At 67.9% G+C, this 25014-nt stretch carries 28 protein-coding genes and 2 pseudogenes; 14 read left to right on the top strand and 16 right to left on the bottom strand.

Features of this window, described 5'->3' with window-relative positions:
* Positions 1-415 precede the first annotated feature (415 nt).
* The 4 genes and pseudogenes from J7I97_RS40530 to J7I97_RS34920 all read left to right on the top strand — a co-directional run bounded on the left by J7I97_RS40530 (position 416) and on the right by J7I97_RS34920 (position 4751).
* The gene (locus J7I97_RS40530; protein ID WP_374195538.1) at positions 416-730 is read left to right on the top strand and encodes an HNH endonuclease; all 315 of its coding nucleotides are present in this window, start codon (positions 416-418) and stop codon (positions 728-730) included.
* A gap of 1517 nt (positions 731-2247) precedes the next feature.
* Positions 2248-2589, top strand: a complete 342-nt coding sequence (locus J7I97_RS34910; RefSeq protein WP_214943646.1) for a hypothetical protein — start codon at positions 2248-2250, stop codon at positions 2587-2589.
* 10 nt (positions 2590-2599) lie between these two features.
* A pseudogene (locus J7I97_RS34915) lies at positions 2600-3436 on the top strand (phage major capsid protein); the annotation flags it as partial.
* Positions 3437-3575: 139 nt separating this feature from the next.
* Complete coding sequence (locus J7I97_RS34920; protein ID WP_214943649.1) at positions 3576-4751, top strand: phage portal protein; 1176 nt, start codon at positions 3576-3578, stop codon at positions 4749-4751.
* 19 nt (positions 4752-4770) lie between these two features.
* On the opposite strand, the gene J7I97_RS34925 is transcribed toward J7I97_RS34920, so the two are convergent.
* The 3 genes from J7I97_RS34925 to J7I97_RS34935 form a co-directional block, all read right to left on the bottom strand.
* Positions 4771-5466, bottom strand: a complete 696-nt coding sequence (locus J7I97_RS34925) for a bifunctional 2-polyprenyl-6-hydroxyphenol methylase/3-demethylubiquinol 3-O-methyltransferase UbiG (RefSeq protein WP_214943652.1) — start codon at positions 5464-5466, stop codon at positions 4771-4773.
* A gap of 69 nt (positions 5467-5535) precedes the next feature.
* Positions 5536-5997, bottom strand: coding sequence for a hypothetical protein (locus tag J7I97_RS34930; protein ID WP_214943655.1), 462 nt, complete (start codon positions 5995-5997; stop codon positions 5536-5538).
* A 160-nt stretch (positions 5998-6157) separates the two neighbouring features.
* Positions 6158-6313, bottom strand: coding sequence for a hypothetical protein (locus J7I97_RS34935; protein ID WP_214943658.1), 156 nt, complete (start codon positions 6311-6313; stop codon positions 6158-6160).
* A gap of 234 nt (positions 6314-6547) precedes the next feature.
* Between J7I97_RS34935 and J7I97_RS34940 the strand changes: the two genes are divergently transcribed.
* Positions 6548-7327, top strand: coding sequence for a DNA-binding transcriptional regulator (locus tag J7I97_RS34940; RefSeq protein ID WP_214943661.1), 780 nt, complete (start codon positions 6548-6550; stop codon positions 7325-7327).
* 116 nt (positions 7328-7443) lie between these two features.
* Here J7I97_RS34940 and J7I97_RS34945 read toward each other — a convergent pair whose 3' ends face one another.
* Entirely contained in the window at positions 7444-9138 is a 1695-nt protein-coding gene (locus J7I97_RS34945) for a fumarate hydratase (RefSeq protein ID WP_214943664.1), read from the bottom strand.
* A 171-nt stretch (positions 9139-9309) separates the two neighbouring features.
* Between J7I97_RS34945 and J7I97_RS34950 the strand changes: the two genes are divergently transcribed.
* The gene (locus J7I97_RS34950; RefSeq protein WP_214943667.1) at positions 9310-9966 is read left to right on the top strand and encodes a DUF1707 domain-containing protein; all 657 of its coding nucleotides are present in this window, start codon (positions 9310-9312) and stop codon (positions 9964-9966) included.
* 120 nt (positions 9967-10086) lie between these two features.
* Here J7I97_RS34950 and J7I97_RS34955 read toward each other — a convergent pair whose 3' ends face one another.
* Complete coding sequence (locus tag J7I97_RS34955) at positions 10087-10521, bottom strand: hypothetical protein (RefSeq protein ID WP_214943670.1); 435 nt, start codon at positions 10519-10521, stop codon at positions 10087-10089.
* Positions 10522-10793: 272 nt separating this feature from the next.
* Here J7I97_RS34955 and J7I97_RS34960 point away from each other — a divergent pair, with 272 nt between their 5' ends.
* Positions 10794-11162, top strand: coding sequence for a WhiB family transcriptional regulator (locus J7I97_RS34960; RefSeq protein WP_214943673.1), 369 nt, complete (start codon positions 10794-10796; stop codon positions 11160-11162).
* Positions 11163-11547: 385 nt separating this feature from the next.
* On the opposite strand, the gene glpX is transcribed toward J7I97_RS34960, so the two are convergent.
* Positions 11548-12579: a class II fructose-bisphosphatase gene (gene glpX / locus J7I97_RS34965; RefSeq protein ID WP_214943676.1), complete on the bottom strand. Its 1032-nt coding sequence runs from the start codon at positions 12577-12579 to the stop codon at positions 11548-11550.
* Between the two features lie 213 nt (positions 12580-12792).
* Between glpX and J7I97_RS34970 the strand changes: the two genes are divergently transcribed.
* Positions 12793-13314: a DUF4245 domain-containing protein gene (locus J7I97_RS34970; protein WP_251050123.1), complete on the top strand. Its 522-nt coding sequence runs from the start codon at positions 12793-12795 to the stop codon at positions 13312-13314.
* Positions 13315-13461: 147 nt separating this feature from the next.
* On the opposite strand, the gene J7I97_RS34975 is transcribed toward J7I97_RS34970, so the two are convergent.
* From J7I97_RS34975 to J7I97_RS34990, 4 genes and pseudogenes are all read right to left on the bottom strand, one after another.
* Positions 13462-14052 (bottom strand): malonic semialdehyde reductase, encoded by a 591-nt coding sequence (locus J7I97_RS34975; RefSeq protein WP_214943683.1) that lies wholly within the window; start codon positions 14050-14052, stop codon positions 13462-13464.
* Positions 14053-14148: 96 nt separating this feature from the next.
* Positions 14149-14370 (bottom strand): exodeoxyribonuclease VII small subunit, encoded by a 222-nt coding sequence (locus J7I97_RS34980; RefSeq protein ID WP_214943685.1) that lies wholly within the window; start codon positions 14368-14370, stop codon positions 14149-14151.
* Positions 14371-14482: 112 nt separating this feature from the next.
* Positions 14483-15742 (bottom strand): exodeoxyribonuclease VII large subunit, encoded by a 1260-nt coding sequence (gene xseA / locus J7I97_RS34985; protein ID WP_214943688.1) that lies wholly within the window; start codon positions 15740-15742, stop codon positions 14483-14485.
* 9 nt (positions 15743-15751) lie between these two features.
* A pseudogene (locus J7I97_RS34990) lies at positions 15752-16209 on the bottom strand (amino acid permease); the annotation flags it as partial.
* 239 nt (positions 16210-16448) lie between these two features.
* On the opposite strand from J7I97_RS34990, the gene J7I97_RS34995 reads away from it, so the two are divergent.
* On the top strand, positions 16449-17474 hold the full coding sequence (locus J7I97_RS34995; protein WP_214943691.1) for a 4-hydroxy-3-methylbut-2-enyl diphosphate reductase: 1026 nt from the start codon (positions 16449-16451) through the stop codon (positions 17472-17474).
* A 26-nt stretch (positions 17475-17500) separates the two neighbouring features.
* Positions 17501-18244, top strand: coding sequence for a polyphosphate--glucose phosphotransferase (gene ppgK, locus J7I97_RS35000; protein ID WP_214943694.1), 744 nt, complete (start codon positions 17501-17503; stop codon positions 18242-18244).
* A 100-nt stretch (positions 18245-18344) separates the two neighbouring features.
* Here the strand turns inward: ppgK and J7I97_RS35005 are convergent, their stop codons facing one another.
* On the bottom strand, positions 18345-18860 hold the full coding sequence (locus J7I97_RS35005) for a DUF6542 domain-containing protein (protein WP_214943697.1): 516 nt from the start codon (positions 18858-18860) through the stop codon (positions 18345-18347).
* Positions 18861-18995: 135 nt separating this feature from the next.
* Between J7I97_RS35005 and ychF the strand changes: the two genes are divergently transcribed.
* Entirely contained in the window at positions 18996-20084 is a 1089-nt protein-coding gene (ychF, locus tag J7I97_RS35010; RefSeq protein ID WP_214943700.1) for a redox-regulated ATPase YchF, read from the top strand.
* Between the two features lie 112 nt (positions 20085-20196).
* On the opposite strand, the gene J7I97_RS35015 is transcribed toward ychF, so the two are convergent.
* Positions 20197-20778 (bottom strand): Uma2 family endonuclease, encoded by a 582-nt coding sequence (locus J7I97_RS35015; RefSeq protein ID WP_214943736.1) that lies wholly within the window; start codon positions 20776-20778, stop codon positions 20197-20199.
* A gap of 40 nt (positions 20779-20818) precedes the next feature.
* Here J7I97_RS35015 and J7I97_RS40105 point away from each other — a divergent pair, with 40 nt between their 5' ends.
* Together J7I97_RS40105 and J7I97_RS40110 are read left to right on the top strand one after the other, a co-directional pair.
* Positions 20819-21022, top strand: coding sequence for a hypothetical protein (locus J7I97_RS40105; RefSeq protein WP_308369277.1), 204 nt, complete (start codon positions 20819-20821; stop codon positions 21020-21022).
* Between the two features lie 158 nt (positions 21023-21180).
* A complete protein-coding gene (locus J7I97_RS40110; protein ID WP_308369276.1) occupies positions 21181-21426 on the top strand; it encodes a hypothetical protein in 246 nt (81 codons plus the stop codon).
* Between the two features lie 206 nt (positions 21427-21632).
* Here the strand turns inward: J7I97_RS40110 and J7I97_RS35025 are convergent, their stop codons facing one another.
* Complete coding sequence (locus J7I97_RS35025) at positions 21633-22853, bottom strand: serine/threonine-protein kinase (RefSeq protein ID WP_214943739.1); 1221 nt, start codon at positions 22851-22853, stop codon at positions 21633-21635.
* 21 nt (positions 22854-22874) lie between these two features.
* Positions 22875-23435: a helix-turn-helix domain-containing protein gene (locus J7I97_RS35030; protein ID WP_214943742.1), complete on the bottom strand. Its 561-nt coding sequence runs from the start codon at positions 23433-23435 to the stop codon at positions 22875-22877.
* Positions 23436-23538: 103 nt separating this feature from the next.
* On the opposite strand from J7I97_RS35030, the gene J7I97_RS35035 reads away from it, so the two are divergent.
* On the top strand, positions 23539-23988 hold the full coding sequence (locus J7I97_RS35035; RefSeq protein ID WP_214943745.1) for a hypothetical protein: 450 nt from the start codon (positions 23539-23541) through the stop codon (positions 23986-23988).
* A 359-nt stretch (positions 23989-24347) separates the two neighbouring features.
* Here the strand turns inward: J7I97_RS35035 and J7I97_RS35040 are convergent, their stop codons facing one another.
* Positions 24348-24611, bottom strand: a complete 264-nt coding sequence (locus J7I97_RS35040; RefSeq protein WP_214943748.1) for a type II toxin-antitoxin system RelE/ParE family toxin — start codon at positions 24609-24611, stop codon at positions 24348-24350.
* Entirely contained in the window at positions 24604-24873 is a 270-nt protein-coding gene (locus tag J7I97_RS35045) for a type II toxin-antitoxin system Phd/YefM family antitoxin (RefSeq protein WP_214943751.1), read from the bottom strand. The genes J7I97_RS35040 and J7I97_RS35045 overlap by 8 nt, the downstream gene beginning before the upstream one ends.
* Between the last annotated feature and the right edge of the window lie 141 nt (positions 24874-25014).

Here is a 25014-nt window from a genome sequence, read left to right on the forward strand (position 1 = left end):
TCACGATCTACAGCTGGAGTATTAGTAAGGCCCCCTCGGGGGCCGTTAGCTGCTGCGCTCCGCTACGCAGCTATGCCCTGGCCGATCAAGGCCAGGGGAACTTATGGCCTTAGAGAGAAGCAGCGCCCCGCGAAGGGCGCTGCTCAAACCACGCCCTGGCGGTCGAGCCAGGGCGGTTCAACGAAGTAGCCGATACAGGGGCACCCTTGGCGGGGTGCCCTTTCTGTTTCAAGTAGCAAGTGGCGCCCCTCGAAAGGGCGCCATCTTTCAGCAAAAGCAATGAGCTAGCAGCCTCGGCCGGTCGGCCAGGGCCGAGGGGATTCGGCTCGCTCGCTCCGCTCACTCCTCTCCGATGAACGGCAGCCGCCAAGGCTGCCCCCACCAATACAGAAAGGGGGTGCCCATGCCTTACAGCATGTGCGCCCGTCACAAGAGATTGCATCCGCTTGGCGAGCGGTGCCCTCTCTGCCCGGCCAGCGGGCAGAGAAGGTATCCGAGTAAGAACACCCGCGCAGCGGGCCGCTATGACTATCAGTGGGTGAAGGCCAGGGCCGAAGCCATCAGGCTTCAGCCGTGGTGTTCGTTCTGCCGTAGAACAACTGATCTCACAGGTGATCACATACAGCCGTTGGCCGAGGGCGGTACGAACACGCCCGAGAACATTCGTGTTCTCTGCCGTTCATGCAACACGCGCCGGGAGAACGCTCGGCGCAAGGGTCGGCACTACTGAGCCTTTCCAAAAGGGTGCCCCCCTCTTGCGGGGGAGCCCAGCCGGCCGAGGAATGGCCTAGGCGGCCTGTAGAGGCCGTAAGGACTCGGCTTGCTATCAACTCCTCTCTGTCGATTCCCCGACTCCTCTAGCGGCCGCGTGAGGCCGCACGGGTGTCTTTATCGACCTGGGGCGGGGTTGAGACTTTAGGGCTGACGCCTTCTGCACCCGCCGCCTTCCCTTCGCGTGAGCGCGCGGGGGTTCGCCTGAAGTCGTGGGAATGCGGATTACTTTGAATCGCAACATATTCACGGGTTGAAGTACACGGTGGCCCGAGGGGCACTCTCAGGCAGACTGCCCGCTACTCGGCGGGGCCCTCCCGGAATTGGCAGATACTCATGCTCGCCACCTTTCAGGATTTCGAGTTCGGCGGTCCACTCATAAACCGCCCCCGGTGAGTCCTCGACTGAGACTTGCAAGTCGAACTCGGCTGCTTCCCCCTTCAACAAATTCACGCTTACGCTTTTTAGCTCTTTCCCGTCTTCTTGGAAGATCCTGGTTTTGAATGATTGGGGCCCGACTATGACGTCTAGCGTGCGACTCTCGTACCCACTTCCTTCACCTGCCAGGCAGCTAGCTACTGACGTCCTCATCTTTGGTGCGTCACTCACTTTACGAACGTGCGCGCGGACACTAATTACAACAACCGAATCCATCCGTTCAGTTGTGAGTACGAACTTCAAGTAGTTCCTGGTGGGGACGCTCTTCATCGTTTTGAGCCATGCGGATAGTTCAGGTGCGCAGCTATGCCCTTTGACGCTGGCCGGCGCAGCCTCGATCTCTTTTACTCCGTAGGGAGTAACCCAGTCGTCAGGCTCCCTCTGGGGCTGAGGCGCGAAAACGCGAGGCTGTACGTTGCGGGGCCACAGTTCCTGGGGCCAAAGTGAGGCCGCAGTGAGGGCGCCTACAGCAGCGCCCAGAAGCGCCATGAATACCGACCACGCGATCTTCCCTACGGTCAGTGCTCGCTTTAGTTTGCCCGGTGACTGAGGCGGCGATCCCTGAGCGTTCATGAACCTATCCTCTGCGAGACCAGAGGCGTTGGCTCGCGTTGTTCGGCCGTTCGGGCGTGCTGCTGCCTGCCCTCGGAAGGAGCGCGCGGGGTTCGCCTGAGTTAGTGGGGGTATCCCTCACCGAATCCATGTGTGTGATCTGCCGTCGCAACGGGTCTTTGTATTACGTACAGAACCTAGACGACGGAGCCTTTCCGTGACGACGCTCACCTGTTTCTACTGCGCAGGCTTCTTCCACCATCCGTACGGGCCTGGACGCCCGCCGCTCTATTGCTCACCTCAGTGCAAGCGTGAGGTTGCCCGAGGGCGACGCCTGAAGCGCGCACACGATCGAGCCTTTGAGCGTCACATGCGGATCATCGAAGACATAGCCCGCATCGGTTAACCCCATACAGAAGCACACCTAGCCGCCCCTGGCATTGCCAGATGGGCGGCTTTGTTTTGCCCAAATTCAGGAGCATGCACATGAAGCTCGCACTCAGCGAGATGTTTGATAAGGCCGAGGCCCGGGAGCGTGGCCTTGCTGCTGGCGAGATCGCCTACACCATCATGAACACCCCGCCCGGCTCGGAGAACCGAGCCGAGATCCTGGCCATGGTGAATGGCGGGAAGGCCAGCACCCCCGAGGGACGCGCGGCTCTGCGCTCCCTTATGGAGCCCGAGCCTGCTTCGGATGCCCAGGAAATATCCAAGTCTGACGGCCCGAGCCTGGAGGAGCGCCGGGCCGAGACGCGCTCTTTTGCCGACAAGCTTGGTTCTGCTGCTCTTCCTTCCTCTCAGGTAGAGGAGCGGGCCCAGCCTCTCTGAGTACCGGGCGCTTCAGAGCTCCACTCTCGCAGATGGCGGCTGGCTTGTGCCCAAGGCGACCGCTCGGAGCTACTTCGACAAGTTGCGCGCCGACAGTTCGTTCCTGCGCGGCCTGCCCAGTTCCAATATCATTCAGTTCGATACTGCCGAGCTGACCCTTCCGGGTATCGCTTCGTCGTCCACTCCCGGATACGTGGACGAGAGCGCTCAGATTCCCGAAGGCAGCATGACATTCGCCGGGATCACTCTGTCGGCCAAGGCCATTAAGGAAATGCGGTACGCGCCAAACGAACTGTTGGCCGATAGTGCTGTAGATCTCCGCAACATTCTTGGTGACGACATGCTGAAGTCGGCGGCGAGCCGTATCGACGCCGATGCATTTTCGGGAGCACTCAACGCCCCGGTCAAGGGCATAATCGCGCAGGGTGTGACCACGACCCTGAGCGCGGGCAAGCTTCCGTCTTTCGATGATCTGGGCGCCGCTATCACGCGCATCCAGACGGCGAACGGCAATCCCACGGTTGTGTTCGCGTCTCCGGATGTCGCCGGTTCGATGCGACTTGAGAAGGCTGCTACTGCTGGCACTTATCAGGGTGGCGCACCCACCGATACACCGTTCAACACGGTGTGGGGCCTCCCCCTTCTGGTGTCGTCCAACATTCCTGCCAAGACCGCGATCGTCTGCGACGCATCGCGGATCTTCTTCGGTATCCGCAGCCAGGCCCACATTAACGCCTCCGAAGAATTCAGGTTCGACCGGGACCAAGTGGCCTATCGCATTGTGGTGCGCGTGGCCGGCACGTCGGTTGCAGAGCCTTCGAGCGTCCAGGTAATTCGAGGTAGCTAGCCAGCCCATGGGCCGCCCGGGACATCCGGGCGGCCCTCTTGTTGGAGGAATCAGTGCAGCGTTTCATGTGGGCGGTCCGTAAGCGCGCCCGAATGGCTATTGGGCAGATCGAGGGTTGGCTGTGAGTATCTTTACTCGAATGTTTGACCGGGTCTCGACGCCCCTGGATCTGTTTGGAACAGGTCAGGATGACCGGCTTTCCGCTTTCCGCCCCCGTACTCACTCCGGCCGTTCGGTTACCCGCGAGGGCTCCCTTCAGCTCGTTGCCGTTTACGCCTGCCAGTCGCTTATTGCTGACGGCATCAGCATGCTCCCCGTTGACCATCTGACGAAGGCCAACGGTATTCGCAAGAAGCTGGAGGGCCGTAGGTCCCCGGCGTGGATTCAGCAACCGAACCCGCACCAGACCACGTACGAGTTCTGGCACCGGGTGGTTGCCTCTCTTCTGGCCGATGGGAATGCATTCATCGCGACTGACCGCGATACTAACGGCGACGTTACGGCGCTCTACTGTCTACATCCACAGGATGTGGATATTGTTGACGGACCTGTGGGGGCTAAGCAATTTCGGATTGGCGGAGAGACTCGACTCTTCGACACTTCCCAGATTCTCCACATTCCAGCGTTCGCCGTCCCTGGTAAGGCTCGGGGCCTTTCGCCTCTTGACGTAGCCCGAGAGGCTATCGGCCTCGGTCTCACGGCCCAGGAATTCGGCACCCGCTTCTTTGAGCAGGGAACCACGATGGCGGGCGTCATCGAGCATCCGGGCAATCCCCGGCCGGACGAAGCGAAGCTTCTCCGCGAAATGTTCAAGAAGACTCACGCGGGTGTGAAGAAGTCGCACAGCGTGGGCGTTCTTACCGGTGGTGCCCAGTTCAAGCCGATTACCATTGCACCCGAGCAGGCCCAGTTTCTAGAAACCCGACGTTTCCAGAAGTCGGAGATTGCCCTTCTCTACCGCATCCCCGTTTATCTGGTGGACAGTACGGTTACGTCCAGCTGGGGCAGTGGCGTTGAGGAACAGAATAAGTTCTTCATTGACCAGACTCTCATGCCGTGGATTGTTCGCATTGAGCAGGCTGTTTCCACTTTCCTGCTTCCGCGGGGCGAAAGCATTCGCTTCAATGCGGATGCCCGCCTGCGGGCAAAGACGAAGGACCGTTATGAGGCCTACGCCGTGGCGATCAACAACGGCTTTATGTCTCGGGATGAAGTCCGGGCTCTGGAGGACCTTCCGCCGCTCCCAGCCGGCCAGGGGGCCACATTCGTGCAGCCGCTGAATATGGCGCAGATCGGTGGGGCACAGGCCGACTGAATTGGGAAGGTCCGTCACCCTAGAACAGCTGGGCTTGGTCTCCCCGTACGGCGCGGACCAGGAGCGTGCCTGTGGTGCGCTTCTCCTGCTCAGGAGCCGGGACCACAGTCGCGGTCACCTCGGGGAACCCGTACTCCTTGAGGAGCGAACACCAGATGTCGGGCTGGTAGTCCCACCGCTTCACGATGGCGGGGTCTTCCTCGGGGCTGCGAGGGATGTACGACGCTTGGCACCCGTAGCAGCCTTCGACCGGCGGCCGCTGAGAGAAGGCGAACACGCCGCCCGGCTTGAGGGTGGCGTGAATGATGGGGAGCAGTAGGCCGGGGTCGGTGAACCAGGCGACGCCAAAGACGCTGAACACCGCGTCGAAGATGGTGAAGGTCTCGCCGAGGTAGGCCAACGCTTCGCCCTGGTGCAACTCCATGCCGTCCACGTCCGGCCATCGCTCTCGGGCCTTGTCGAGTTGCTTCGTGGAGATGTCCACGCCGATGGCCTTGATGCCGAGGGTGGCCAGGTGGCCGAGGTTTCCGCCGGACCCGCATCCGAGGTCGAGTGCGGTGTCACCCGGGTTGAGTGCCAGCACTTCGGCGCCGGGGCCGTGGTCGGCGTACTGGGTCCAGTTGAACCAGGTGGTCTCACCCTTGGCGTTGGTCTGCCTTCGCTGGGGCTTGCTCTGCGAATAGGTGTCCCATGCGGCACTGCGAGCGTCAGTCATCGGTGTCCGTTCTCGGTCATGGCGACAGCCGCCCGGCACGATACCGGGCGGCTGAGGCGGTGGGGCGGGTTACTTGTTGACGGGGCTGTCGGTGCACCCGGCGTAGGACTGGGTGCAGTCGGCCGCGCCGTCGAGGGGCCAGAATTCGGGGTCGGTCTGATATCCGGCCTCGCTGATCAGGCCGGCGGTCCGCCGCATCGCGGCCCGGCCCTCTTCGGGGTTGTGGCCGCTGTTGCGGTCGGGGACGTGGTGGATGAACCCGCCGCCGAGCGTGTCGCAGAAGTCGGCGTACGGCTTGGTGTGCAGCACGAACGCGTGCCAGAACAGGTCCACGCGGAGGCTGGGGGTCACCTTCTCCGTGGTGGTCGCGGCGACGGCGAGGAACGCGGCGAGCTGCTCCACGCCCCGGTTGCCCTGGTCGTCGGTGATCTCCGGCCAGTAGTCCTCGCGGACCATGGTGATGAGGTCGGCCCGCAGGCTGGGGCCGATCAGGTTGCGGGTGCTGGCGGTGTCGTGCTGGGTGATCGTCACTGTTGTGCCTTCCTTGTCTTTGCGGAACATCGGGGGCACTTGCAGGGGGGCCATGCGGCGGACGCCATGGCGGTGAGCGGCTTCTCGGCACTGTTGCTCGGGTAGGTAACCGAGCCTTCCCACGTTCGGCCGGAGTCGCGCGAGACCCGAACGGTGAGGGTCACCAGATGGCCCGGTGGTACTTGTGATTGCGGAGCCTGACGTTCGCGTCGCTGACGGCGGAGTGGTCCCCACGCTGGTGCGCGGCCGACCGCTGCGCGGCCTGCTCTCCGCAAATCTCGCAGCCCTCCACGGGGGTGGGCTGAAGTACCGGCATGGAGAGGGTTACGGCTGCTCCGAGACCCCCTCCGGGGGCTCCGTCGTTCCGGCTTGCCATCACTCACCCTCTCGTCCGGTTGCCTGGTTCGTGAGGTAGATGTTCCTGCCACCGGAAGGGCAGAGCGACGACACCTGGGGCGTCACCTAGGCGTCACTCGGCCGGGCGTCAATGACGCCCCCAGGGGCGTCAAACCGGTGTCATTGCAAGCGGGTTGGGTCTAGCTTTGACGTCATGACGACGACCGCCGTGGTGCCGAATGATGTGCTGCGGGCCGTGCGTATCGGCCTGCGCTTAAGCCAAGACGACTTTGCCAAGGCCCTGCGCCGGGCAGGGAATGAGCTGGGAGAACCCAACGAAGCGTCGAAGCGTCTGGTACAGCGCTGGGAGTCAGGTACGAGCAAGACGCCCCGAGGCGTGTACGCCAGGGCGTTAGAGCGGGTCACAGGCCGTCCCGTCGAGGCCCTGGGGTTCTCCCTGCCCGTGCCGATGGCGAGAGTCCACGCAGACGGGACAGGAGGGCACGACATGGATACAGGGGCAGAGGGTGTCACCTCCGCCGCCGTAGGGGCGCAGTCGGCTGTACAGAGCATCGAGGAGACGTTCTCTGGGGTATGGCTCAGCCGGTACGAGTTCTACTCGTCCAGCCGGGGAGACACGTACGAGGGCAAGCACTACGTGGTGATCGTCCAGCACGGCAACCGGCTGACCGCCCAGAGCCTGCCAGGGGCGTCCTCGAACCCGGACAGCCCGCTCATGCTGGATCTCACCGTTGACCGCAACGTGGTCACCGGGTCGTGGGTGGAGCAGACCGCTTCGGATGGCTACTACAACGGGGCCCGCTACCACGGGGCCATTCAGCTGCTGGTCGAGCCGACCGGCCGACGGATGGCCGGGAAGTGGGTCGGCTTCGGTAAGGACTTCGACGTGAACACGGGACCGTGGGAACTGCGGCTTGTGGACAAGTCCACCTCGAAGGCGACGTTGGAGCGGTACAGCCACGCCCCCGAATAGGGCCCGGACAGCAGTACACCCGAGACCTGGCGCCGCGCCTGATCACCGGGGGAGGGACGGCACGGCGAGAGCCCCCGGCGGTTGGTGCCGGGGGCTCTGGATACGCGACAGCTGGGCTACGCCAGGCCGGGACCCCGGACCGGGATGCTGGTGAACGTCGGCTGCTCGGGTTCCCGCGAAGTGAAGAAGTCGTTGCCCTTGTCGTCCACGACGATGAACGCCGGGAAGTCCTCGACCTCGATCTTCCAGACCGCCTCCATGCCGAGCTCCTCGTACTCCAGGACCTCGACCTTCTTGATGCAGTCCTGGGCCAGGCGGGCCGCCGGGCCGCCGATCGAGCCGAGGTAGAAGCCGCCGTGCGAGCCGCACGCGTCCGTCACCTGCTGGGAACGGTTGCCCTTGGCCAGCATGACCTTGGAGCCGCCCGCCGCCTGGAACTGCTCGACGTAGGAGTCCATCCGGCCGGCCGTGGTCGGGCCGAAGGAGCCGGAGGCGTAGCCCTCGGGGGTCTTCGCGGGGCCGGCGTAGTAGACCGGGTGGTCCTTGAGGTACTGCGGCATGCCCTCGCCCGCGTCCAGCCGCTCCTTGATCTTGGCGTGCGCGATGTCGCGCGCCACGACCAGCGGGCCGCTCAGGGAGAGGCGGGTCTTGACCGGGTGCTGGGAGAGGGTCGCGAGGATCGTCTCCATCGGGGCGTTCAGGTCGATGGAGACGACGTCCGCCGAGTCGTTCAGGTGCTCGTCCGTCGTCTCCGGGAGGAAGCGCGCAGGGTCCGTCTCCAGCTGCTCCAGGAAGACGCCCTCGGCGGTGATCTTCGCAGTCGCCTGGCGGTCCGCCGAGCACGAGACCGCGATGGCGACCGGCAGGGACGCGCCGTGGCGGGGCAGGCGGACGACGCGGACGTCGTGGCAGAAGTACTTGCCGCCGAACTGCGCGCCGATGCCGATCTTCTGGGTGAGTTCGAAGACCTGCTGCTCCAGAGCCTCGTCGCGGAAGCCGTGGCCCAGCGGGGAGCCCTCACGCGGCAGCTCGTCCAGGTAGTGCGCGGAGGCGTACTTCGCGGTCTTCAGGGCGTGCTCGGCCGAGGTGCCGCCGACCACGATCGCCAGGTGGTAGGGCGGGCAGGCCGCCGTACCGAGCGAGCGGATCTTCTCCTCCAGGAACTTCATCATGGAGGCCTCGTTGAGGACCGCCTTGGTCTCCTGGTAGAGGAAGGACTTGTTGGCCGAGCCGCCGCCTTTGGCCATGAAGAGGAACTTGTACGCGCCGCCGTCCGTCGCGTACAGCTCGATCTGCGCGGGCAGGTTCGAGCCGGTGTTCTTCTCCTCCCACATGGTGATCGGGGCCATCTGCGAGTAGCGCAGGTTCAGGCGGGTGTACGCGTCGTAGATGCCGCGCGAGAGGGCCGCCTCGTCGCCGCCCTCGGTGAGGACGTTCTGGCCGCGCTTGCCCATCACGATGGCCGTGCCCGTGTCCTGGCACATCGGCAGGACGCCGGCCGCCGCGATGTTCGCGTTCTTGAGGAGGTCGAGGGCCACGAACTTGTCGTTCGCGCTCGCCTCGGGGTCGTCGATGATCCGGCGCAGCTGCGCGAGGTGCGCGGGGCGCAGGAAGTGCTGGATGTCGTGGATCGCCTCTTCGGCGAGCTTGCGCAGCGCCTCCGGCTCGACCTTGAGGAACGTACGGCCGTCGGCCTCGAAGGTCGAGACGCCCTCCGAGGTCACCAGCCGGTAGGGGGTGGTGTCCTCGCCCAGGGGCAGCAGGTCGGTGTACGCAAACGCCGGGCTGGGTGGGCGGGGGCTAAGGGACATGGCGGCAGTCATTCCTCACTCGGCAGACAGCGCTGGCGACCAATTGGCAGCGCGGTTAACCAGCGTAGGACCTTCGCCCGGGGCTGCGTCTGTGAGGTAAGGCTCACTGGACGCGCGGAGGACTCCAGTTGGGAGTATCGCGATCTATCGTGTCTCGCTATGCTGGGGCGCGTGGACCTGGAAAAGCACCCTGCCGCCCCCGCCGCCCCCGTCGAGCTGCGTGCCTCCGACGCCGACCGGGACCGGATCGCGCAGATCCTCGCCGATGCCCTCGCCGAAGGCCGGCTGACCTCCGAGGAGCACTCCGAGCGCCTGGACTCGCTGTATGCCGTGAAGACGGTCGGGGAGCTGGAGGTACTGGTACGGGACCTGCCCGCGCCCGTCACCGCGGCCCCCGCGCCCGCGTACGCCGCCGCGGGGGCCGCGGTGACGGGACCCTCCGAGACGGTCGTCGCCGTGTGCAGCAGCTCCGTCCGCAGGGGGCGCTGGCGGCCCGGCGCGCACACCCGCGCCGTCTCCGTCATGGGCGACATCAGCATCGACCTCACCGAGGCGGTGTTCGAGCAGCAGGTCACCGAGATCAATGTGGTGTGCGTGCTCGGCAACGTGGACATCCTGGTCCCGGAGAACGTCACGCTCCGCGGCTACGGCAGCGGGGTGCTCGGCAACTTCGAGGTACGGGGCGAGGGGCGCGGAACGACCGATCCGCAGGCGCCGGTGGTGATCGTGCGGGGCTTCGCGCTGCTGGGTAACATCGAGGCCCGGCCGAAGTTCGGCGCCCGGCTGGTCGACCTGGCGCTGAAGCTGCGCAAGCGGCTGGACGGCTGAGGGGCGGGACCCCCCGGCCCCCGCCTCCTTCCCCCCGCCTCCTTCCCCCCGCCAGGAAACCCGGGCCCCGGTGATCGGGGTCCGGGGTCCGGGGTTCCCATGGCGGCCCGGCCCGGTATGTCAGAAGTACAGGACCTGCGCGCCCCCGGCGCAGGAGCTGATGTAGATGCTGCCGTCGCTCGCGCGGGACAGCAGGCACTCCTGGAGCTCGATGCGCCGCACGCTGGACGCGAAGTTGTACTCGCCGATGCCCACGACCGCCTGGTTGCCCGAGGTGTTCCGGACCAGCTCGTCGCGGGTGCCGCCGTCGGCGTAGACCGCGTGGATCTTGAGGGCCGCCCCCTTGCCGTCGCCCACGGTGTCCTTGAGCTCGCCGTTCAGATGGACCCGGCTGTCGGAGGTCCGCCAGGTGGTTCCGTGGGCCCAGGCGCCGCCGATGTCGCCGGCGCTGCCGGTGAGGTCGTAGCCGCCGAGGGCGCTGGCCGGGCCGGCCATCAGCAGCAGCGCGGCCGGGACCGCGGCCAGGGCGAGGGTGGCCTTCGAGGTGAGCTTCATCGTTCCTCCGTCGTGTGGTTCACGTCGTGCGGGACGGTGGAAACGTAGTCGCCGAGGCGTCGTGTTCTCGGCCCACCAGGGGGTGATCCCCGGGGCTCCCCAGGGTGGTATCCGGCCTGCACCCACGGGTGTAGACGGCCCGGCCGCCGTCGGGTTTCGGTCGAAATTCTCCGGAGTGGCGCACGGGCGGCACGCAGTGCATAGGGGCGCGTACAGCGGGTAGGGACAGGTGCATCGTCTCTCGCTCGCGTATACGTCGTCAGGAGTAGACCGTGCAGCATCCGCCGCATCAGCCCCTCCAGGTAGCCGCCCTCCCGAAGCCGCCGGTGCCGGCGCGGGAAGAGGACGGCCCATGGCACGCGGAGGCGGTGTGTCGCCGGGACGAGGCGGGGCTCTTCTTCGCTCCCTCGAAGGAGCCGACCGCGGCCCGGCTTTCGCGCGAGGAGGCCGCGAAGCGGGTCTGTGCGCGCTGCCCGGTGATGGTGGCCTGCCGGGAGCACGCGCTGCTCCAGCCGGAGCCGTACGGCGTGTGGGGCGGGCTGACCGCCGCCGAGCGAAGGGTGGTCCTGGCCCGTAGGCGGCGCCGCGCGGGTGAGCTCCGCCAGGCCCCGGGCGCGGGCCCGATCGCTGCCGCGGGCTGACGCCCCTCCCGCTCCGGCCGGGGCACCGCGCCGGAGGGGCACCGGGCCCGAGGGGCACCACCCTTCAGCCTCGCCGGCGTTTGAGGCGCGGGTCCGGGCAGAGCCCGGTTCCCGGCGGAGCCGGGTTCCCTGGGGCTCCGCCCCAGACCCCGCGCCTCAAACGCCGGCGAGGCTGGAATGGTCCCCCCGGCGGGACGAAAGAGCTGGTGGCCCCGGGGCGGACGGAAGAGCTGGCGGCCCCGGGCGGTACCGAAAAAACGGGTGGTCCCGTCGGCGGGACTGGGAAGGCCAGGGCGTCGGCGCCGGCCCCGTACCTCGAACGCCGGCCAGGCGAAGGGCGCTCCCGCCGCACGCAGGAGCGCCCCTCTGACCGCCCGGCTACGCCCTACTGCGCGCGGTCGAAGTCGATCGCGCTGTACGCCCGCAGCTTCGACAGGCGGTGGGTGGAGTCGATCTGCCTGATCGTGCCCGACTTCGAGCGCATGACCAGCGAGGACGTGGTCGCGGTCTCCGAGCGGTAGTGGACGCCGCGCAGCAGCTCGCCGTCCGTGATGCCGGTGGCGACGAAGAAGACGTTGTCGCCGGACACCAGGTCGTTGGTGTGCAGGACGCGGTCGAGGTCGTGGCCCGCGTCGATGGCCTTCTGGCGCTCGGCGTCGTCCTTCGGCCACAGCTTGCCCTGGATCGTGCCGCCGAGGCACTTGATGGCGCAGGCCGAGATGATGCCCTCGGGGGTGCCGCCGATGCCCAGCAGCAGGTCCACGCCGGTGCCCTCGCGCACCGCCATGACCGAGCCCGCGACGTCGCCGTCCGAGATGAACTTGATCCGGGCGCCGGTCTCGCGGATCTCCTTGACGATGCCCTCGTGGCGGGGGCGGTCCAGGATGATCACCGTGACGTCTTCGACGGCCATGTTCTTCGCCTTGGCGACCCGGCGGATGTTGACCGAGGCGGGGGCGTTGATGTCGACGAAGTCGGCGGCCTCGGGGCCGGTGACCAGCTTGTCCATGTAGAAGACCGCGGACGGGTCGAACATGGTGCCGCGGTCGGCGGCGGCCAGGACGGCGATGGCGTTCGGCATGCCCTTGGCGTTCAGGGTGGTGCCGTCGATCGGGTCAACGGCGATGTCGACCTCGGCGCCGGTGCCGTCACCGACCCGCTCGCCGTTGTAGAGCATCGGGGCTTCGTCCTTCTCCCCCTCGCCGATGACGACGACGCCGTTCATCGAGACGGTGGAGATCAGAGTCCGCATGGCGTTGACCGCGGCGCCGTCGGCGCCGATCTTGTCGCCGCGACCGACCCAGCGACCGGCGGCCATGGCCGCGGCCTCGGTCACCCGGACGAGTTCCAGGGCAAGGTTGCGGTCGGGGGCCTCGGGAGAGACTTCGAGCTGGGGCGGCAGGTTGTGCTCGGTCATCGGAGCGCACCTTTCTGTACGACGACGGCCGGGATGTGAGGGTGCTGAAACTCTATCGGTACGTCGATAAATTGAGCAGGGCGGGTCACGTATGAGCGGAATACCGGTCAGCCGATTGGCCTGAGCGGACACCTTGCGCCGCTCGGGCGGTCGCCGCGCCTACCCCGGCGGTGATCGCTCCCGGCGATGCGGGACGATGGTGACGTGGCAAATATGAAGGGCAAGCAGACGATCCTGGACATGGTCCGGTCGCTGGCGGTGATCGGGATCGTCGTCGCGGGGATCTACATGTTCCTCCCACATGATGAGAAAGCCGATCCGACGCGCGTGGTCGACTACCGCGTGGAGACGATCACCGCCCGGCGCGCCGCTCCGTACCCGGTGGCCGCGCCCGTGGGCCTTCCCGACGAGTGGCGGGCGACCTCGGTGACGTACGAGCGCAAGAACGCCAACGCCTGGCACCTCGGCTTCCTCGACCCGGAGCAGCAGTACGTGGCCGTCGAGCAGTCCAGCGACGCCACGGCCAAGTTCGTCGCCAAGATCACCAAGCATGCGCAGGCCACCGGGCAGACGCAGCAGGTCGGTGACCTGACCTGGGAGCGCTGGGACGGCGAGAAGTACGACGCCCTCGTGCGGCAGGAGCAGGGCTACGTCACGGTGGTGACCGGGACGGCCTCCTTCGAGCAGCTCGCGAAGATGGCGGAGGCGCTGGAATTCAAGCAGGGCCAGGGCTGAGCCCAGGACCCGGCAGTCGCAGCTACGCGAGAAGCCGCCCGCCCCGGATCGGGGTGGGCGGCTTCTTCGTGTCCGCGTATGTGTGTCCGCGTATGCGTGTCCGCGTAGCGCGTCCGAACTCGGATGCCCGAGCTCGGGCGTCCGGACTCAGACCGTGGTGACGACCTGGTCGAACTCCAGGCGCGGGGAGCGCGGGAACCAGGCGTCCTCGCCCGGCTTGCCGATGTTGATGACCATCAGCGGGGTGTGGTCGTCGTCCAGGAACTCCTTCTGGATGCCCGCGAAGTCCAGGCCGGTCATCGGGCCGGCGGCCAGACCGGCGGCGCGGACGCCGAGGATGAAGTACGCCGCCTGGAGCGTGGCGTTGACCAGCGCGGACTGCTCGCGGACCGGACGCGCCGAGAAGAAGGCGTCCTTGGCCTGCGGGAAGTGCGGCAGCAGCTGCGGGAGCTCCTCGTGGAACTCGTTGTCCGCGGAGAGGATCGCGACCAGCGGCGCGGCGGCGGTCTTGGCCTGGTTGCCCTCGGCCATGTGCTTCACGAGGCGCTCGCGGGCCTCGGCGGAGCGGACCAGGGTGATGCGCAGCGGGGTCTGGTTGAAGGCGGTGGGGCCGTACTTCACCAGGTCGTAGATCGCCTGGACCTGCTCCTCGGTCACCGGCTCGTCGGAGAACGAGTTGGCGGTGCGGGCCTCGCGGAACAGCAGGTCCTGCGCGGCGGAGTCAAGAACGAGAGACATCGGAAAGCCTTCTTCCATACGGAGGTGAAGCGATGTCTCTGACTCTACGAGAAAAGTAGATGAAATTTCAACTAAATCCCCGGGTGGTGACTGAGCTCACTCCGCGTCGGCCCCCGCGTCCCGGGCCGCCAGCGCCGAGTCCAGCCGGGCGCGGGCTCCCGCCAGCCAGTGCCGGCAGACCTTCGCGAGCTCCTCCCCGCGCTCCCAGAGCGCCAGGGACTCCTCCAGCGAGGTGCCGCCGGCCTCCAGCTTGCGGACGACCTCGATGAGCTCGTCCCGCGCCTGCTCATACCCCAGCGACGTATCGGCCTCGGCCATTCCCGTTCTCCACCCTAAATGTGTAGTGCAGCGATTCAGTTGCGGCAGTATGGCGCCCGCGTTGCCCCGGTGTGCCTCAGCCGGGGCGTCAGTCGAGGCGTCAGCCGGGGCGTCAGCCGACCGGAGCCTGCGGCGGTTCCGGCTCCTGCGACGGCGTGTCCGTGTGCTCCATGACCCGTACGCAGAACTCGCCCTCCGCGACCCGGGCGCGCAGCACATCGTCCGCCGAGACCTCCCCCGGCGAGCGCACCACATGCCCGTCCGCCCGCTGGAGCACCGCGTACCCCCGCTCCAGGGTCGCCGCCGGGGACAGCGCCACCACCCGGGCGCGGGTGTGCGAGAGCTCCGATTCCGCCCGGTCCAGCAGGTGCCCCAGGGTGCGCCGGCTGCGCGCCAGCAGCGCCTCCACCTCGTCCTCCCGCGTCTCCACCATCCGCTGCGGGTGGACGAACACGGGCCGCGCGAGGGCGTGGGCGAGCCCCCGCTCCTCCCGGTCGAGCAGCCCGCGCACCGCGCGCAGCCCCCGGTCGCGCAGCTGGCGTACGCGCTCCAGCTCCTCGCCCACGTCCGGGACGACCTTCTTGGCCGCGTCCGTGGGCGTGGAGGCCCGAAGGTCCGCGACGAGGTCCAGCAGCGGCGAATCCGGCTCGTGCCCGATCGCGGAGACCACCGGGGTACGGGCCGCCGCGACCGTGCGTACGACCTCCTCGTCGGAGAACGGCAGCAGGTCCTCCACGCTGCCGCCGCCGCGCGCCACGATGATCACGTCCACCTCGTCCAGGGCATCGAGCTCCTTGACCGCCTGGATCACCTGGGGCACCGCATGCACCCCCTGGACGGCGACGTTGCGCACCTCGAAGCGGACCGCCGGCCAGCGCCGCCGGGCGTTCTCCAGCACATCGCGCTCGGCCGCCGAGGCCCGCCCGACCACCAGCCCGATCAGCTGCGGCAGGAACGGCAGCGGCCTCTTGCGGTCCAGCGCGAACAGGCCCTCGCCGGCCAGCGAGCGCTTGAGCTTCTCCAGCCGGGCCAGCAGCTCCCCGATGCCGACGGGCCGTATCTCCGTGGCCCGCAGGGACAACTGCCCGCGCGGGGCGTACCACTCCGGCTTGGCCAGGACGACGACCCGCGCGCCCTCCGTCACGGCGTCCGCGACCTCGTCGTAGACCTGGCGGAAGCAGGTCACGCTGAGCGAGATGTCGTGCGACGGGTCGCGCAGCGTCAGGAAGACCACCCCCGCCCCCGGCCGCCGCGAGAGCTGCGTGATCTGCCCCTCCACCCACACCTGGCCGAGCTTGTCGATCCAGCCCCCGATGAGCCGGGACACCTGACCGACCGGCAGCGGCGCGTCAGCCGACGTATTCAGACCCATGCACGCAGGCTAACCGCCAGGACTGACACCGGCGTCGGGCCCGGACCCCTGATCGTGCGCGCGTCGTTCCCGCTGGGCCACCAGCACCCCCAGGCCCACCACCAGCCACACCGCCCCCACCAGCTGCGCCGTCCGAGAGGCCTCGACGATCACCGCGACGGTCACCGCCGCACCGAGCACCGGGATCACCAGGTGCCGCCACCAGACCGGGGCCCCCTCAGCCCGCCGGACCACGAACCAGCCCACCACCGAGGCGTGCAGCAGGGTGAACGCCACCAGCGCCCCGATGTCGACGACGGAGACCAGTTGCTCGAGGCCGTCGTCGCGCCGGGCCGCCCACACCGCGGCGATCAGCGTGATCGTGGCCGCCTGGCCGCCACCAGCAGGGCCGGCCGCGGGGTCCCGGCGGAGGTGTGCGCCAGGACGCGCGGCAGCCGCCGCTCCCGGGCCATCGCGAACACGAGGGCCACGGCGCCGTGCGATTTGGCGTCGAGGGTGCCGAAGACCCCGACCGGGGCCATGGGGGCGATGAACAGCAGCCCGTAGACGACCAGGTCCCGGAAGCCCAGGCTCCGCCGCAGCTCGGTGTGCTCCGTACCGGTATCCGTCGCGGACGCCATCGTTCCTCCGGAGGATCAGCGGTACGGACATTCGATCAAGTGTGGGTCGAGCGGGCGACGACAGGCCTCCTGGAGACCCCCGTACGATGGACCGCATGACTGATTCCGCTCCTGCTGCTGCTTCCCGCCGCGTCCTGCTCGCCGCCCCCCGCGGCTACTGCGCGGGCGTGGACCGGGCCGTGATCGCCGTCGAGAAGGCTCTCGAGCAGTACGGTGCGCCGGTGTACGTCCGACACGAGATCGTGCACAACAAGTACGTCGTGCAGACCCTGGAGAAGAAGGGCGCCATCTTCGTCGAGCGGACGGAGGAGGTGCCCGAGGGCTCCATCGTGATGTTCTCCGCGCACGGCGTGGCGCCGACGGTGCACGAGGAGGCGGCGCGCGGCAAGCTCGCGACGATCGACGCGACCTGCCCGCTGGTCACCAAGGTGCACAAGGAAGCGATCCGGTACGCGCAGGAGGACTTCGACATCCTCCTCATCGGCCACGAGGGTCACGAGGAGGTCATCGGCACCTCCGGCGAGGCCCCGGACCACATCACGATCGTCGACGGCCCGGACGACGTGGACAAGGTGACCGTCCGCGACGAGTCCAAGATCGTCTGGCTCTCGCAGACCACGCTCTCGGTCGACGAGACCATGGAGACGGTCAACGCGCTGAAGACCAAGTTCCCGCTGCTGGTCTCGCCGCCGAGCGACGACATCTGCTACGCCACGCAGAACCGCCAGGTCGCGGTCAAGCAGATGGGCGCCGACTCGGACCTGGTCATCGTCGTCGGCTCGAAGAACTCCTCGAACTCCATCCGGCTGGTCGAGGTCGCGCTGGACGCGGGTGCGCGCGCCGCGTACCTGGTCGACTTCGCGAGCGAGATCGACGAGGCCTGGCTGGAGGGCGTCACCACGGTCGGCCTGACCTCGGGCGCCTCGGTGCCGGAGGTCCTGGTCGAGCAGGTGCTGGAGTGGCTGGCGGAGCGCGGCTACGCCGACGTGGAGCTGGTCAAGACAGCCGAGGAGTCGATCGTCTTCTCGCTGCCGAAGGAGCTGCGCCGCGACCTGCGCGCCGAAGCGGCCGCGCTGGTCGCCCAGGCCGCCGAGAAGGTTGCCGAGAAGTAGGGCCTTCTCTTCTCTACGGTGGGTCCATGCAGATCTTCGGTGTGGACATCGGCGGTTCGGGGATCAAGGGCGCGCCCGTGGACCTGGACCTGGACCGTGGCGAACTGGCGCAGGAGCGCCACAAGGTACTGACACCGCAGCCGGCCACCCCCGACGGGGTGGCCGGCTGTGTCGCGGAGGTGGTGCGCCACTTCGGCTGGGACGGGCCGGTGGGGGTGACCTTCCCGGGCGTCGTCACCGGCGGCGTCACGCGCACGGCGGCCAACATGGACAAGGGGTGGGTCGGCGTCGACGCGGCGTCCCTGCTCTCGCGGCGCCTGGACGGGCGGCCGGTCACGGTGCTGAACGACGCGGACGCGGCGGGGATCGCGGAGATGACGTACGGAGCCGGACGCGACCGCACCGGTACGGTCATCATGCTGACGCTGGGCACGGGCATCGGCAGCGCGCTCTTCACGGACGGCCGGCTGGTCCCGAACACGGAGCTCGGCCACCTGGAGCTCAAGGGCCACGACGCGGAGACGCGGGCGTCGGTGAAGGCCAAGGAGGACGGCGACCTGACCTGGGAACTCTGGGCGCACCGCGTCGAGAGGTACCTGGCGCATGTGGAGATGCTGTTCTCCCCGGACCTCTTCATCATCGGCGGCGGGGTCAGCCGCAAGCCGGAGAAGTTCCTCCCGCTGATCAAGGACATCCGGGCGGAGATCATCCCGGCGAAGCTCCAGAACAACGCGGGCATCGTGGGCGCGGCGATGGCGGCGAAGGAGTAGGGGCAGGGGCAAGGGCAATGGCCTCCCGGGGCCAGGGCCAGGGCCAGGGGCAGGGCCGGGGCCGGGGCAGGGACGGCGCTCCAGGGCCGTGACGTTCGGCTCAGGCCGCCCGCCTGGGCAGCCCCCTACGCCCGATCAGCACGGCCTTGCGGACCACGACGATCAGGGCCGCCACCAGGGTCCCCGCGTAGAGCCAGCCGGCGTGCAGGGACAGGGCGGAGACGACCCCCATCAGCTCCCCGCCGAAGCCGCCGGAGCCACCCGAGATGGGCCAGACTCCGGCGGCGAAGGCGATCGGCACGCTGATCGGCGCGGTGATCAGGTCGGCGGGCCGTACCCAGAGGGCGGTGGCCGCGGCCGCGGGCTGGAAGAGCAGCCCGTACACGAACAGCGAGGAGTCGAACAGCAGCCAGGCGATCCCGGCGGCCAGCATCATCGCGGCGCAGGCGAGCAGCCCGCCGCCGAGCCCGGTCAGCCGGGGCCGGGGCATCCTGCGCCCGAGCACCGGCCGGGGCCGCCCGCCGCCGCCCTGGGCGGGCACTCCCGGCATGGCCGGGCGGCGCGGCTGCTGCTGTCGCTGGGGGTGAACCGCCGGTCGCGTCCTGTATTGCTCCACCCCACCAAAGTAGGCGGGAGGGGCCCCGTCCGGCTGCCCGGACACGCGTACATCCACCGCCGCTCATCTGAAAGTAAACTGTCCGACGGCCCACACCTGGGCCGCCGCCCCCTCCAGCTACGGGAAGTCGCCAACGTGTCGCTCACGATCGGAATCGTCGGCCTGCCGAATGTCGGCAAGTCGACCCTGTTCAACGCCCTGACCAAGAACGACGTGCTGGCGGCCAACTACCCGTTCGCCACCATCGAGCCGAACGTCGGCGTCGTCGGCGTCCCCGACGAGCGCCTGAAGGTCCTCGCGGGCATCTTCAGCTCGCAGAAGATCCTCCCGGCGACGGTCGACTTCGTCGACATCGCCGGCATCGTGCGCGGCGCCTCGGAGGGCGAGGGCCTGGGCAACAAGTTCCTCGCGAACATCCGCGAGTCGGACGCGATCTGCCAGGTCATCCGCGCCTTCAAGGACGAGAACGTCGTCCACGTCGACGGCAAGGTCTCGCCGAAGGACGACATCGAGACGATCAACACCGAGCTGATCCTCGCTGACCTCCAGTCCATCGAGAAGGCAGTGCCGCGCCTGACGAAGGAGTCCCGCCTCCAGAAGGAGAAGGTCGCGGTCCTGGCGGCGGTCGAATCCGCCCAGAAGATCCTCGAAGCGGGCGACACCCTCTTCTCCAAGGGCATCACGAAGGGCACGGAGCAGGGCGACCTCCTCCACGAGCTCCACCTCCTGACCACGAAGCCCTTCCTCTACGTCTTCAACGTCGACGAGGACGAGCTCGTGGACGACGCCTTCAAGGCGGAGCAGAGCGCGCTGGTCGCCCCGGCTGAGGCCATCTTCCTGAACGCCAAGCTGGAGCAGGACCTCTCCGAGCTGGACGACGAGGAAGCCCTGGAGCTCCTCCAGTCGGTCGGCCAGAACGAGCCCGGCCTCGCCACCCTCGGCCGCGTCGGCTTCGCCACCCTGGGCCTCCAGACCTACCTGACGGCCGGCCCGAAGGAAACCCGCGCCTGGACCATCAAGAAGGGCGACACCGCCCCCGAGGCCGCCGGCGTCATCCACACGGACTTCCAGCGCGGCTTCATCAAGGCCGAGGTCATCTCCTTCGCCGACCTGGTCGCCTGCGGCTCGGTCACCGAAGCCCGCGCCAAGGGCAAGGCCCGCATGGAGGGCAAGGACTACGTCATGCAGGACGGCGACGTGGTGGAGTTCCGCTTCAACGTGTAGTCATCTCGTTACTGCATGTTAGATAATTTCCTCAAATGTGCAGGTCAGAAGGGGTTGGACTCTGACGAGTCCGGCCCCTTCTGCGTTCCCGTGCTGACGTGGTGCTGACTTTTCAGCTGCTTCGGGGCGGTGTGAGCTTGTCGAGGTCCAGGCTGATCTCGAAGGGCACCGGGCGCTGGAGGGTGCCCCGGAAGATGCCGGCGGGCGCGTAGACGCCGGTCGGTTCGTCGAGCTCGTAGACGTGCACGACGGGCGCCCCGCCCTCGTCCTCGATGCACCAGTAGTGCGGGATGCCGGCCTCTGCGTACTTGCGAAGCTTTACTGTGCGATCGCGGTGGGCGGACTCGGGGGATATGGCCTCCACGACGAGCTTCACGTCCTCCGGGGCGTACCAGGTGCGGTCAGGGTCATAGGGCAGGTCCGTCAGCAAGAGGTCCGGCTCGGGGCGGTTGCGGGCATCGAGGCGGATCGTCATCTCCCGCTCGACCTCGAAGCCGGTCGGCGCCTGCGCCATGAGCGTGGTGGTCAGGGCGGTGACGAGGCGGCCATGCCAGGACCGCTGTGGCGACATCATGAAGACGAGTGCTCCGTCGATGAGCTCGGTGTGGCGTGGTGCCTCGGGGAGGCGGTCCAGGTCCTCCGCGAACCAGCCTTCCGCGCGCGGCGGGCGCATCCAGTCGGGCAGTGCGGTCATGGGACAACCCTAACGATTGTGGCCGTCACGAGGGGAAGTTGTGCTGCTGATCCATAACCGGCGCATGGACGTCGCCGGGATACTCGAAGCCGCCTCGCTGCTGGTGCCCGAAGGGGTTGCCGGCGAGAACGACATCACGGTGTCCGACATCTGGGAGTACCTCGCGTACGACGAGTGGGATGTCGCGCTCGACCTGCTGGAGGAGCTGGGGGACGAGTGGACGGCGCCGACAGGCTTCTGGTGAGGACTTGGCACGCGCGGCCGGGATGATGGGGCTCGAACGGAGCCGGGAGTGGTGCTGGTGGCGGGGCGCCGAGACGCGAGTGGGCGTCATCCGAGCTGATCTCGCGCTTCGAACCGGCCGGGGAGACGTTCAGGCGTACGCCGATTCCTGGAGCCGGGGTGCTGCGGCCGATGTGGGACATCGGCAACCGGAGGGACTACGGAGAGCGTGACCTGGACATCGCCCGGGTGTGGGTCGAATTCGCTGGTGAACTCGCGCCCGGCGCTCGGGCTCCGGTGCGGCTCCTGCCCCTGACCTCGGCGCGGTGGAGGCACCTCGCCCCGGGCGACCGGATCACGCTGTACGAGACCGCGGTGGCCGCCGGGACGGCGACGATCCTGGAGGTGCAGCCTCCGTCGGCGTAGAGGGAGCTCGCTCCACGGTGCTGATTCTGTGCTGACTTGAACCCCTCAGAACCACGTTTCCGCAGGTGGGAGCGTTGTTGTGCACATCCGCTTCAACGTGTAGTTGATCTCACGAAAGCCGTCTGACCTGCGATGGAGCCGGTTGGGCGGCCTTTGTGTGTCGCATGGAGTCCGCAGGCGTGCTGGATCCGGCTCGGCGCACTGAATCAGCCCGAGGTGCGGCGGAGCGGAGCCCATTCGTAGTTTCGCGTGCCCGGTACGTGGGTGCACCGCAGCACGTAGCCTTCCGGGCTGAACTCGATCGCCAGCTCGTCTTCCGCCTTGCAACGGCTGAAAGCGCCGGGGCCTTCGGGGTCGGCCATTCCCGTGGCGGCATCGGTCGGCACGAGGCGCGCCGGAGATCCGCCGGCTGACGGCTTCTCGCTGGGGCGGCCCCCGGGCGGCTCGGCACCGCCGCTTCCATCAGCCGCTACAGCCAGAGCCACAGCCGCGGCGATCGCCGCCGTGCACGCCAGGACGGCCGCGGTCACAGCTGCCCGCCGTCGCGGTCCGGTCAGCTGTGGTGCCCACTCGGGGGGTGTGGCCGACCGGGACGCAGTATCGGCAGCCGGGCCGTCGGCGTCGGCCAACGACCGGCCCGGACCCAACCCGTCGGCGAACTGGTCCGGAACGATGAAGGGCTCGCCCTCCCACAGCACCGGCCACCGTTCGTCACCGAGCCTCGTCCGCAATCGTGCTATCGCGTCGCGTGCCGACACGGCCGAGGGCCGCCGCTCCGGCTGGTCGGCAACCATCGCGTCCACCAGTTCCGACGGGCCGCCCAGACTGCGCAATACGACCCCGGCCGCGTACAGGTCCTGAGCGGGTGAACTGTCCGCGCCCTTCAGGACCTCGGGCGCGAGGTACCCGGGAGTACCGACCGCCACGGCCCGGGAGGTCAGCCGGAGATGGGGGCTGACGCGGGCGACTCCGAAGTCCGCGAGCAGCAGGTGCGGTCGCCCGGAGCCGGTCGCGGTCAGGAGCAGATTCGACGGCTTGACGTCGCGGTGCACCAGACCGGCGGCATGTACGGCGGCAAGCGCGTCCAGCATCTGCTCGGCCATCAGGAGGCCGATGGCCGGGGGGAGTGCGCCGTAGTCGTCGAGCAACCCGGCCACCGTGCCGCCGCGCACCAGAGGAAGCACCAGCCAGGCCTCGCCCTCCCGGATGAACCAGTCCACCGGCGCCAGGACATGCGGATGCCCGATCCGGACCGACTGCTCGCAGACCAGCCGCCACAAGGACTCGACATCCGAGCCGCCGGACACTTTGACCGCCACCTCGGCGCCGTCGCGCCTGTCGACGGCGCGCCAGACCGTGCCCTGCGCGCCCGTGGCAATCGGCTCGACCAGTACATAGCGGTCGGCGAGTATCCCCCCTGGTTCCATAGGCCGGAGCCTATCGCCGCGTCAGCGCAGGGCGTTGAGCCGCCGCACGAGATCGACGGCCTCGTCGGTCCGGCCCGCACCGCACGTACGCAGGATCTCGGCGAGGCCCGGGTGATGCACCTCGACCGCATCAGCCGCGTCCAGGATGTCGACCGCGCCGGCCGTGGCGGTCAGCAGGTTTCGCAAGGAACGGACGAACCAGCGTTCCGCCTCCGCGGAGGGGCTCTCGGGCGGGGAGAAGGGGGCGACCGGCGCCCCCAGTGAGTCCTGCCCCGGCGTCGTCTGGGTCCGGATCTCCGCAAGGAGGCCCGCCACAGTTGAGGGTTCCGCGGCCCCGCTGCGTACGTCTTGCGCGCGCTGGATCAGTGTCGACAAGCGTGCGGCGGCGTCCGGGTTGGCGATCCGGGCGCGCTGCCCCCGCATCACCAGGCTGAGCATGGCCGGAGAGATGCCCATGACGTTGGCGAGCGCCGACTGGCTGATCCCGAACGTGGTGCACAGCTCCCGGCAGATCTCACCCAGTGGCGCTCCGTACCACTGCCGCTGGAGTTCCAGGTTTCGTGAGACCGCGGTGTCTTCCATGGCCTCGACGCTAGGGAGATGATTGACACTTGTCAAAGGTGGTTTTCATCTGTCAATCTCATTTTCGTCGGTAAACCCCTCGTGATTGGTCGTCATCATGCCCATGAAGCGCGCCTCAGGCCTGTTCGCCGCTGTCATCGTCGCCGGGCTCGGACTCACAGCGTGCCAGCAGGCCGACTCCGGTGCGACCGGAGGAGAAAAGGCGCCGTCCGCCGCTTCCAGCTCCGCCGCGGACACCGGCAAGGCCTCGGGCGCTCCCGCCGCTACGCCGTCCGCCGTGGTCGGAGGCACCACCCTCCCAGCGGATCTCCCGGCCGGCCTGCCGCTCCCGCAAGGAGAGCTGACGTCGGTGACCGGCACCGCCGGCAGCTACGTCCTCGTCTACCGCTCCTCCGGCACGGCCGGCCAGGTCGCTCAGTACGCGACGGCTCTGGAGTCCGCCGGGTACACGGTGACGCGGGGCGGGGGCACCGTCGCCGCCTCCGAAAAGGGCGTCGATGTTGTCGTTACTTCGACTCCGACCACCCTGACGGTTGCGCTCTCCCAGGAGTGACCGACTGGCCGACGGAAGGCGAGCGCCTCGGCGTTCGCCTCCGCCCCCTGGACCCGTCGCTCTGCGCACGTCCGAGCGCCTGTCGAGCTGCGGCGCCCCCGGCCGGGGCGAATGCCATCGGCGATCACGATGCAGTCCGCAGGCAGTCCGCAGGACGCTCGTAAGCGCCCGCCCTAATCCAACGCACGCCAGCGGAGAAATGCCAGGTCGGCGCCCTGGATGGGGCTCCGCCGCAGGTCAGGATCGGGCCCCAGACATTCCGCTTCAACGTGTGATCGGTCGGGGACAGGCGGCCTGACCTGCGAGAAAGCAGGTCAGGCCGCCGTGCTGTCCGCGGCAGTCCGCAGAACTTGGAGCAGCTACGTGTCGTAGACCGTGGAGCGGTGTCCGACGTGTACGACCCACACCACCAGCTCTCCGTTGTCGATCGTGTAGACGACCCGGTAATCGCCGACTCGTAGGCGACGGCGTTCTGGCTGCGATACGAGTGCGGTGGTGCTGAAGCCGAGGGGATCGCTTTCCAGCTCGGTCAGCTTGGCCAGGATGCGCAGCGCCATGTCGCGAGGGATCTTGCGCAGCTCGGCCTGCGCCTCGGGTCGGAAGACGGTTCGGTACTCACTCACCGCGCGCCAGCGTCTCCCTCATGATGTCCTCGATCGGGATGCCGGTGGCCGGATTGGCCATGCGCTCGTCGATGATCCGGTTGATCTCGCGCTCTTCCCATTCCTGGTACTTGCGCAGCACCTCGATGGAGACGACTGCGGCGACCTCCTTGCCTCGGCGCGTGATCACCGTTGGCACGTCGTCGCGATCGGCCCGCTCCACTACCTCGGCGAGGTGGGCACGCACGTCGCGGATGGACTCTATGGGCAGCGGCTGTGTCATGGGCTCAAGCGTACCGAGTGTGCCATGTGTACACAAGCGCTATGGTCTTGCGCCGGCCTGGCGGTGCTGGATGTGCTGGATGAACCGGCACCGTGCTGGATGGGTGCTGGATGGGATCTCTCAGAGGACGCTAAGTCCCTT

The organism is Streptomyces sp. ISL-87 (assembly GCF_018614095.1).
Taxonomy (GTDB): Bacteria; Actinomycetota; Actinomycetes; order Streptomycetales; family Streptomycetaceae; genus Streptomyces.

Excerpts from the sequence above, each read along its gene's own strand:
- J7I97_RS34980 (WP_214943685.1), bottom strand. The coding sequence starts at position 14,370 with ATGGCCGAGGCCGATACGTCGCTGGGGTATGAGCAGGCGCGGGACGAG.
- J7I97_RS34925 (WP_214943652.1), bottom strand. The coding sequence starts at position 5,466 with ATGACTGACGCTCGCAGTGCCGCATGGGACACCTATTCGCAGAGCAAG.
- xseA (WP_214943688.1), bottom strand. The coding sequence starts at position 15,742 with ATGGGTCTGAATACGTCGGCTGACGCGCCGCTGCCGGTCGGTCAGGTG.
- J7I97_RS34995 (WP_214943691.1), top strand. The coding sequence starts at position 16,449 with ATGGACCGCATGACTGATTCCGCTCCTGCTGCTGCTTCCCGCCGCGTC.
- J7I97_RS40530 (WP_374195538.1), top strand. The coding sequence starts at position 416 with ATGTGCGCCCGTCACAAGAGATTGCATCCGCTTGGCGAGCGGTGCCCT.
- J7I97_RS34975 (WP_214943683.1), bottom strand. The coding sequence starts at position 14,052 with ATGTCTCTCGTTCTTGACTCCGCCGCGCAGGACCTGCTGTTCCGCGAG.
- J7I97_RS34970 (WP_251050123.1), top strand. The coding sequence starts at position 12,793 with ATGAAGGGCAAGCAGACGATCCTGGACATGGTCCGGTCGCTGGCGGTG.
- J7I97_RS34910 (WP_214943646.1), top strand. The coding sequence starts at position 2,248 with ATGAAGCTCGCACTCAGCGAGATGTTTGATAAGGCCGAGGCCCGGGAG.
- ppgK (WP_214943694.1), top strand. The coding sequence starts at position 17,501 with ATGCAGATCTTCGGTGTGGACATCGGCGGTTCGGGGATCAAGGGCGCG.
- J7I97_RS34940 (WP_214943661.1), top strand. The coding sequence starts at position 6,548 with ATGACGACGACCGCCGTGGTGCCGAATGATGTGCTGCGGGCCGTGCGT.
- J7I97_RS35035 (WP_214943745.1), top strand. The coding sequence starts at position 23,539 with ATGAAGCGCGCCTCAGGCCTGTTCGCCGCTGTCATCGTCGCCGGGCTC.
- J7I97_RS34945 (WP_214943664.1), bottom strand. The coding sequence starts at position 9,138 with ATGTCCCTTAGCCCCCGCCCACCCAGCCCGGCGTTTGCGTACACCGAC.
- glpX (WP_214943676.1), bottom strand. The coding sequence starts at position 12,579 with ATGACCGAGCACAACCTGCCGCCCCAGCTCGAAGTCTCTCCCGAGGCC.
- J7I97_RS35045 (WP_214943751.1), bottom strand. The coding sequence starts at position 24,873 with ATGACACAGCCGCTGCCCATAGAGTCCATCCGCGACGTGCGTGCCCAC.
- J7I97_RS35030 (WP_214943742.1), bottom strand. The coding sequence starts at position 23,435 with ATGGAAGACACCGCGGTCTCACGAAACCTGGAACTCCAGCGGCAGTGG.
- J7I97_RS35025 (WP_214943739.1), bottom strand. The coding sequence starts at position 22,853 with ATGGAACCAGGGGGGATACTCGCCGACCGCTATGTACTGGTCGAGCCG.
- J7I97_RS35015 (WP_214943736.1), bottom strand. The coding sequence starts at position 20,778 with ATGACCGCACTGCCCGACTGGATGCGCCCGCCGCGCGCGGAAGGCTGG.
- J7I97_RS34955 (WP_214943670.1), bottom strand. The coding sequence starts at position 10,521 with ATGAAGCTCACCTCGAAGGCCACCCTCGCCCTGGCCGCGGTCCCGGCC.
- J7I97_RS34935 (WP_214943658.1), bottom strand. The coding sequence starts at position 6,313 with ATGCCGGTACTTCAGCCCACCCCCGTGGAGGGCTGCGAGATTTGCGGA.
- J7I97_RS34920 (WP_214943649.1), top strand. The coding sequence starts at position 3,576 with ATGTTTGACCGGGTCTCGACGCCCCTGGATCTGTTTGGAACAGGTCAG.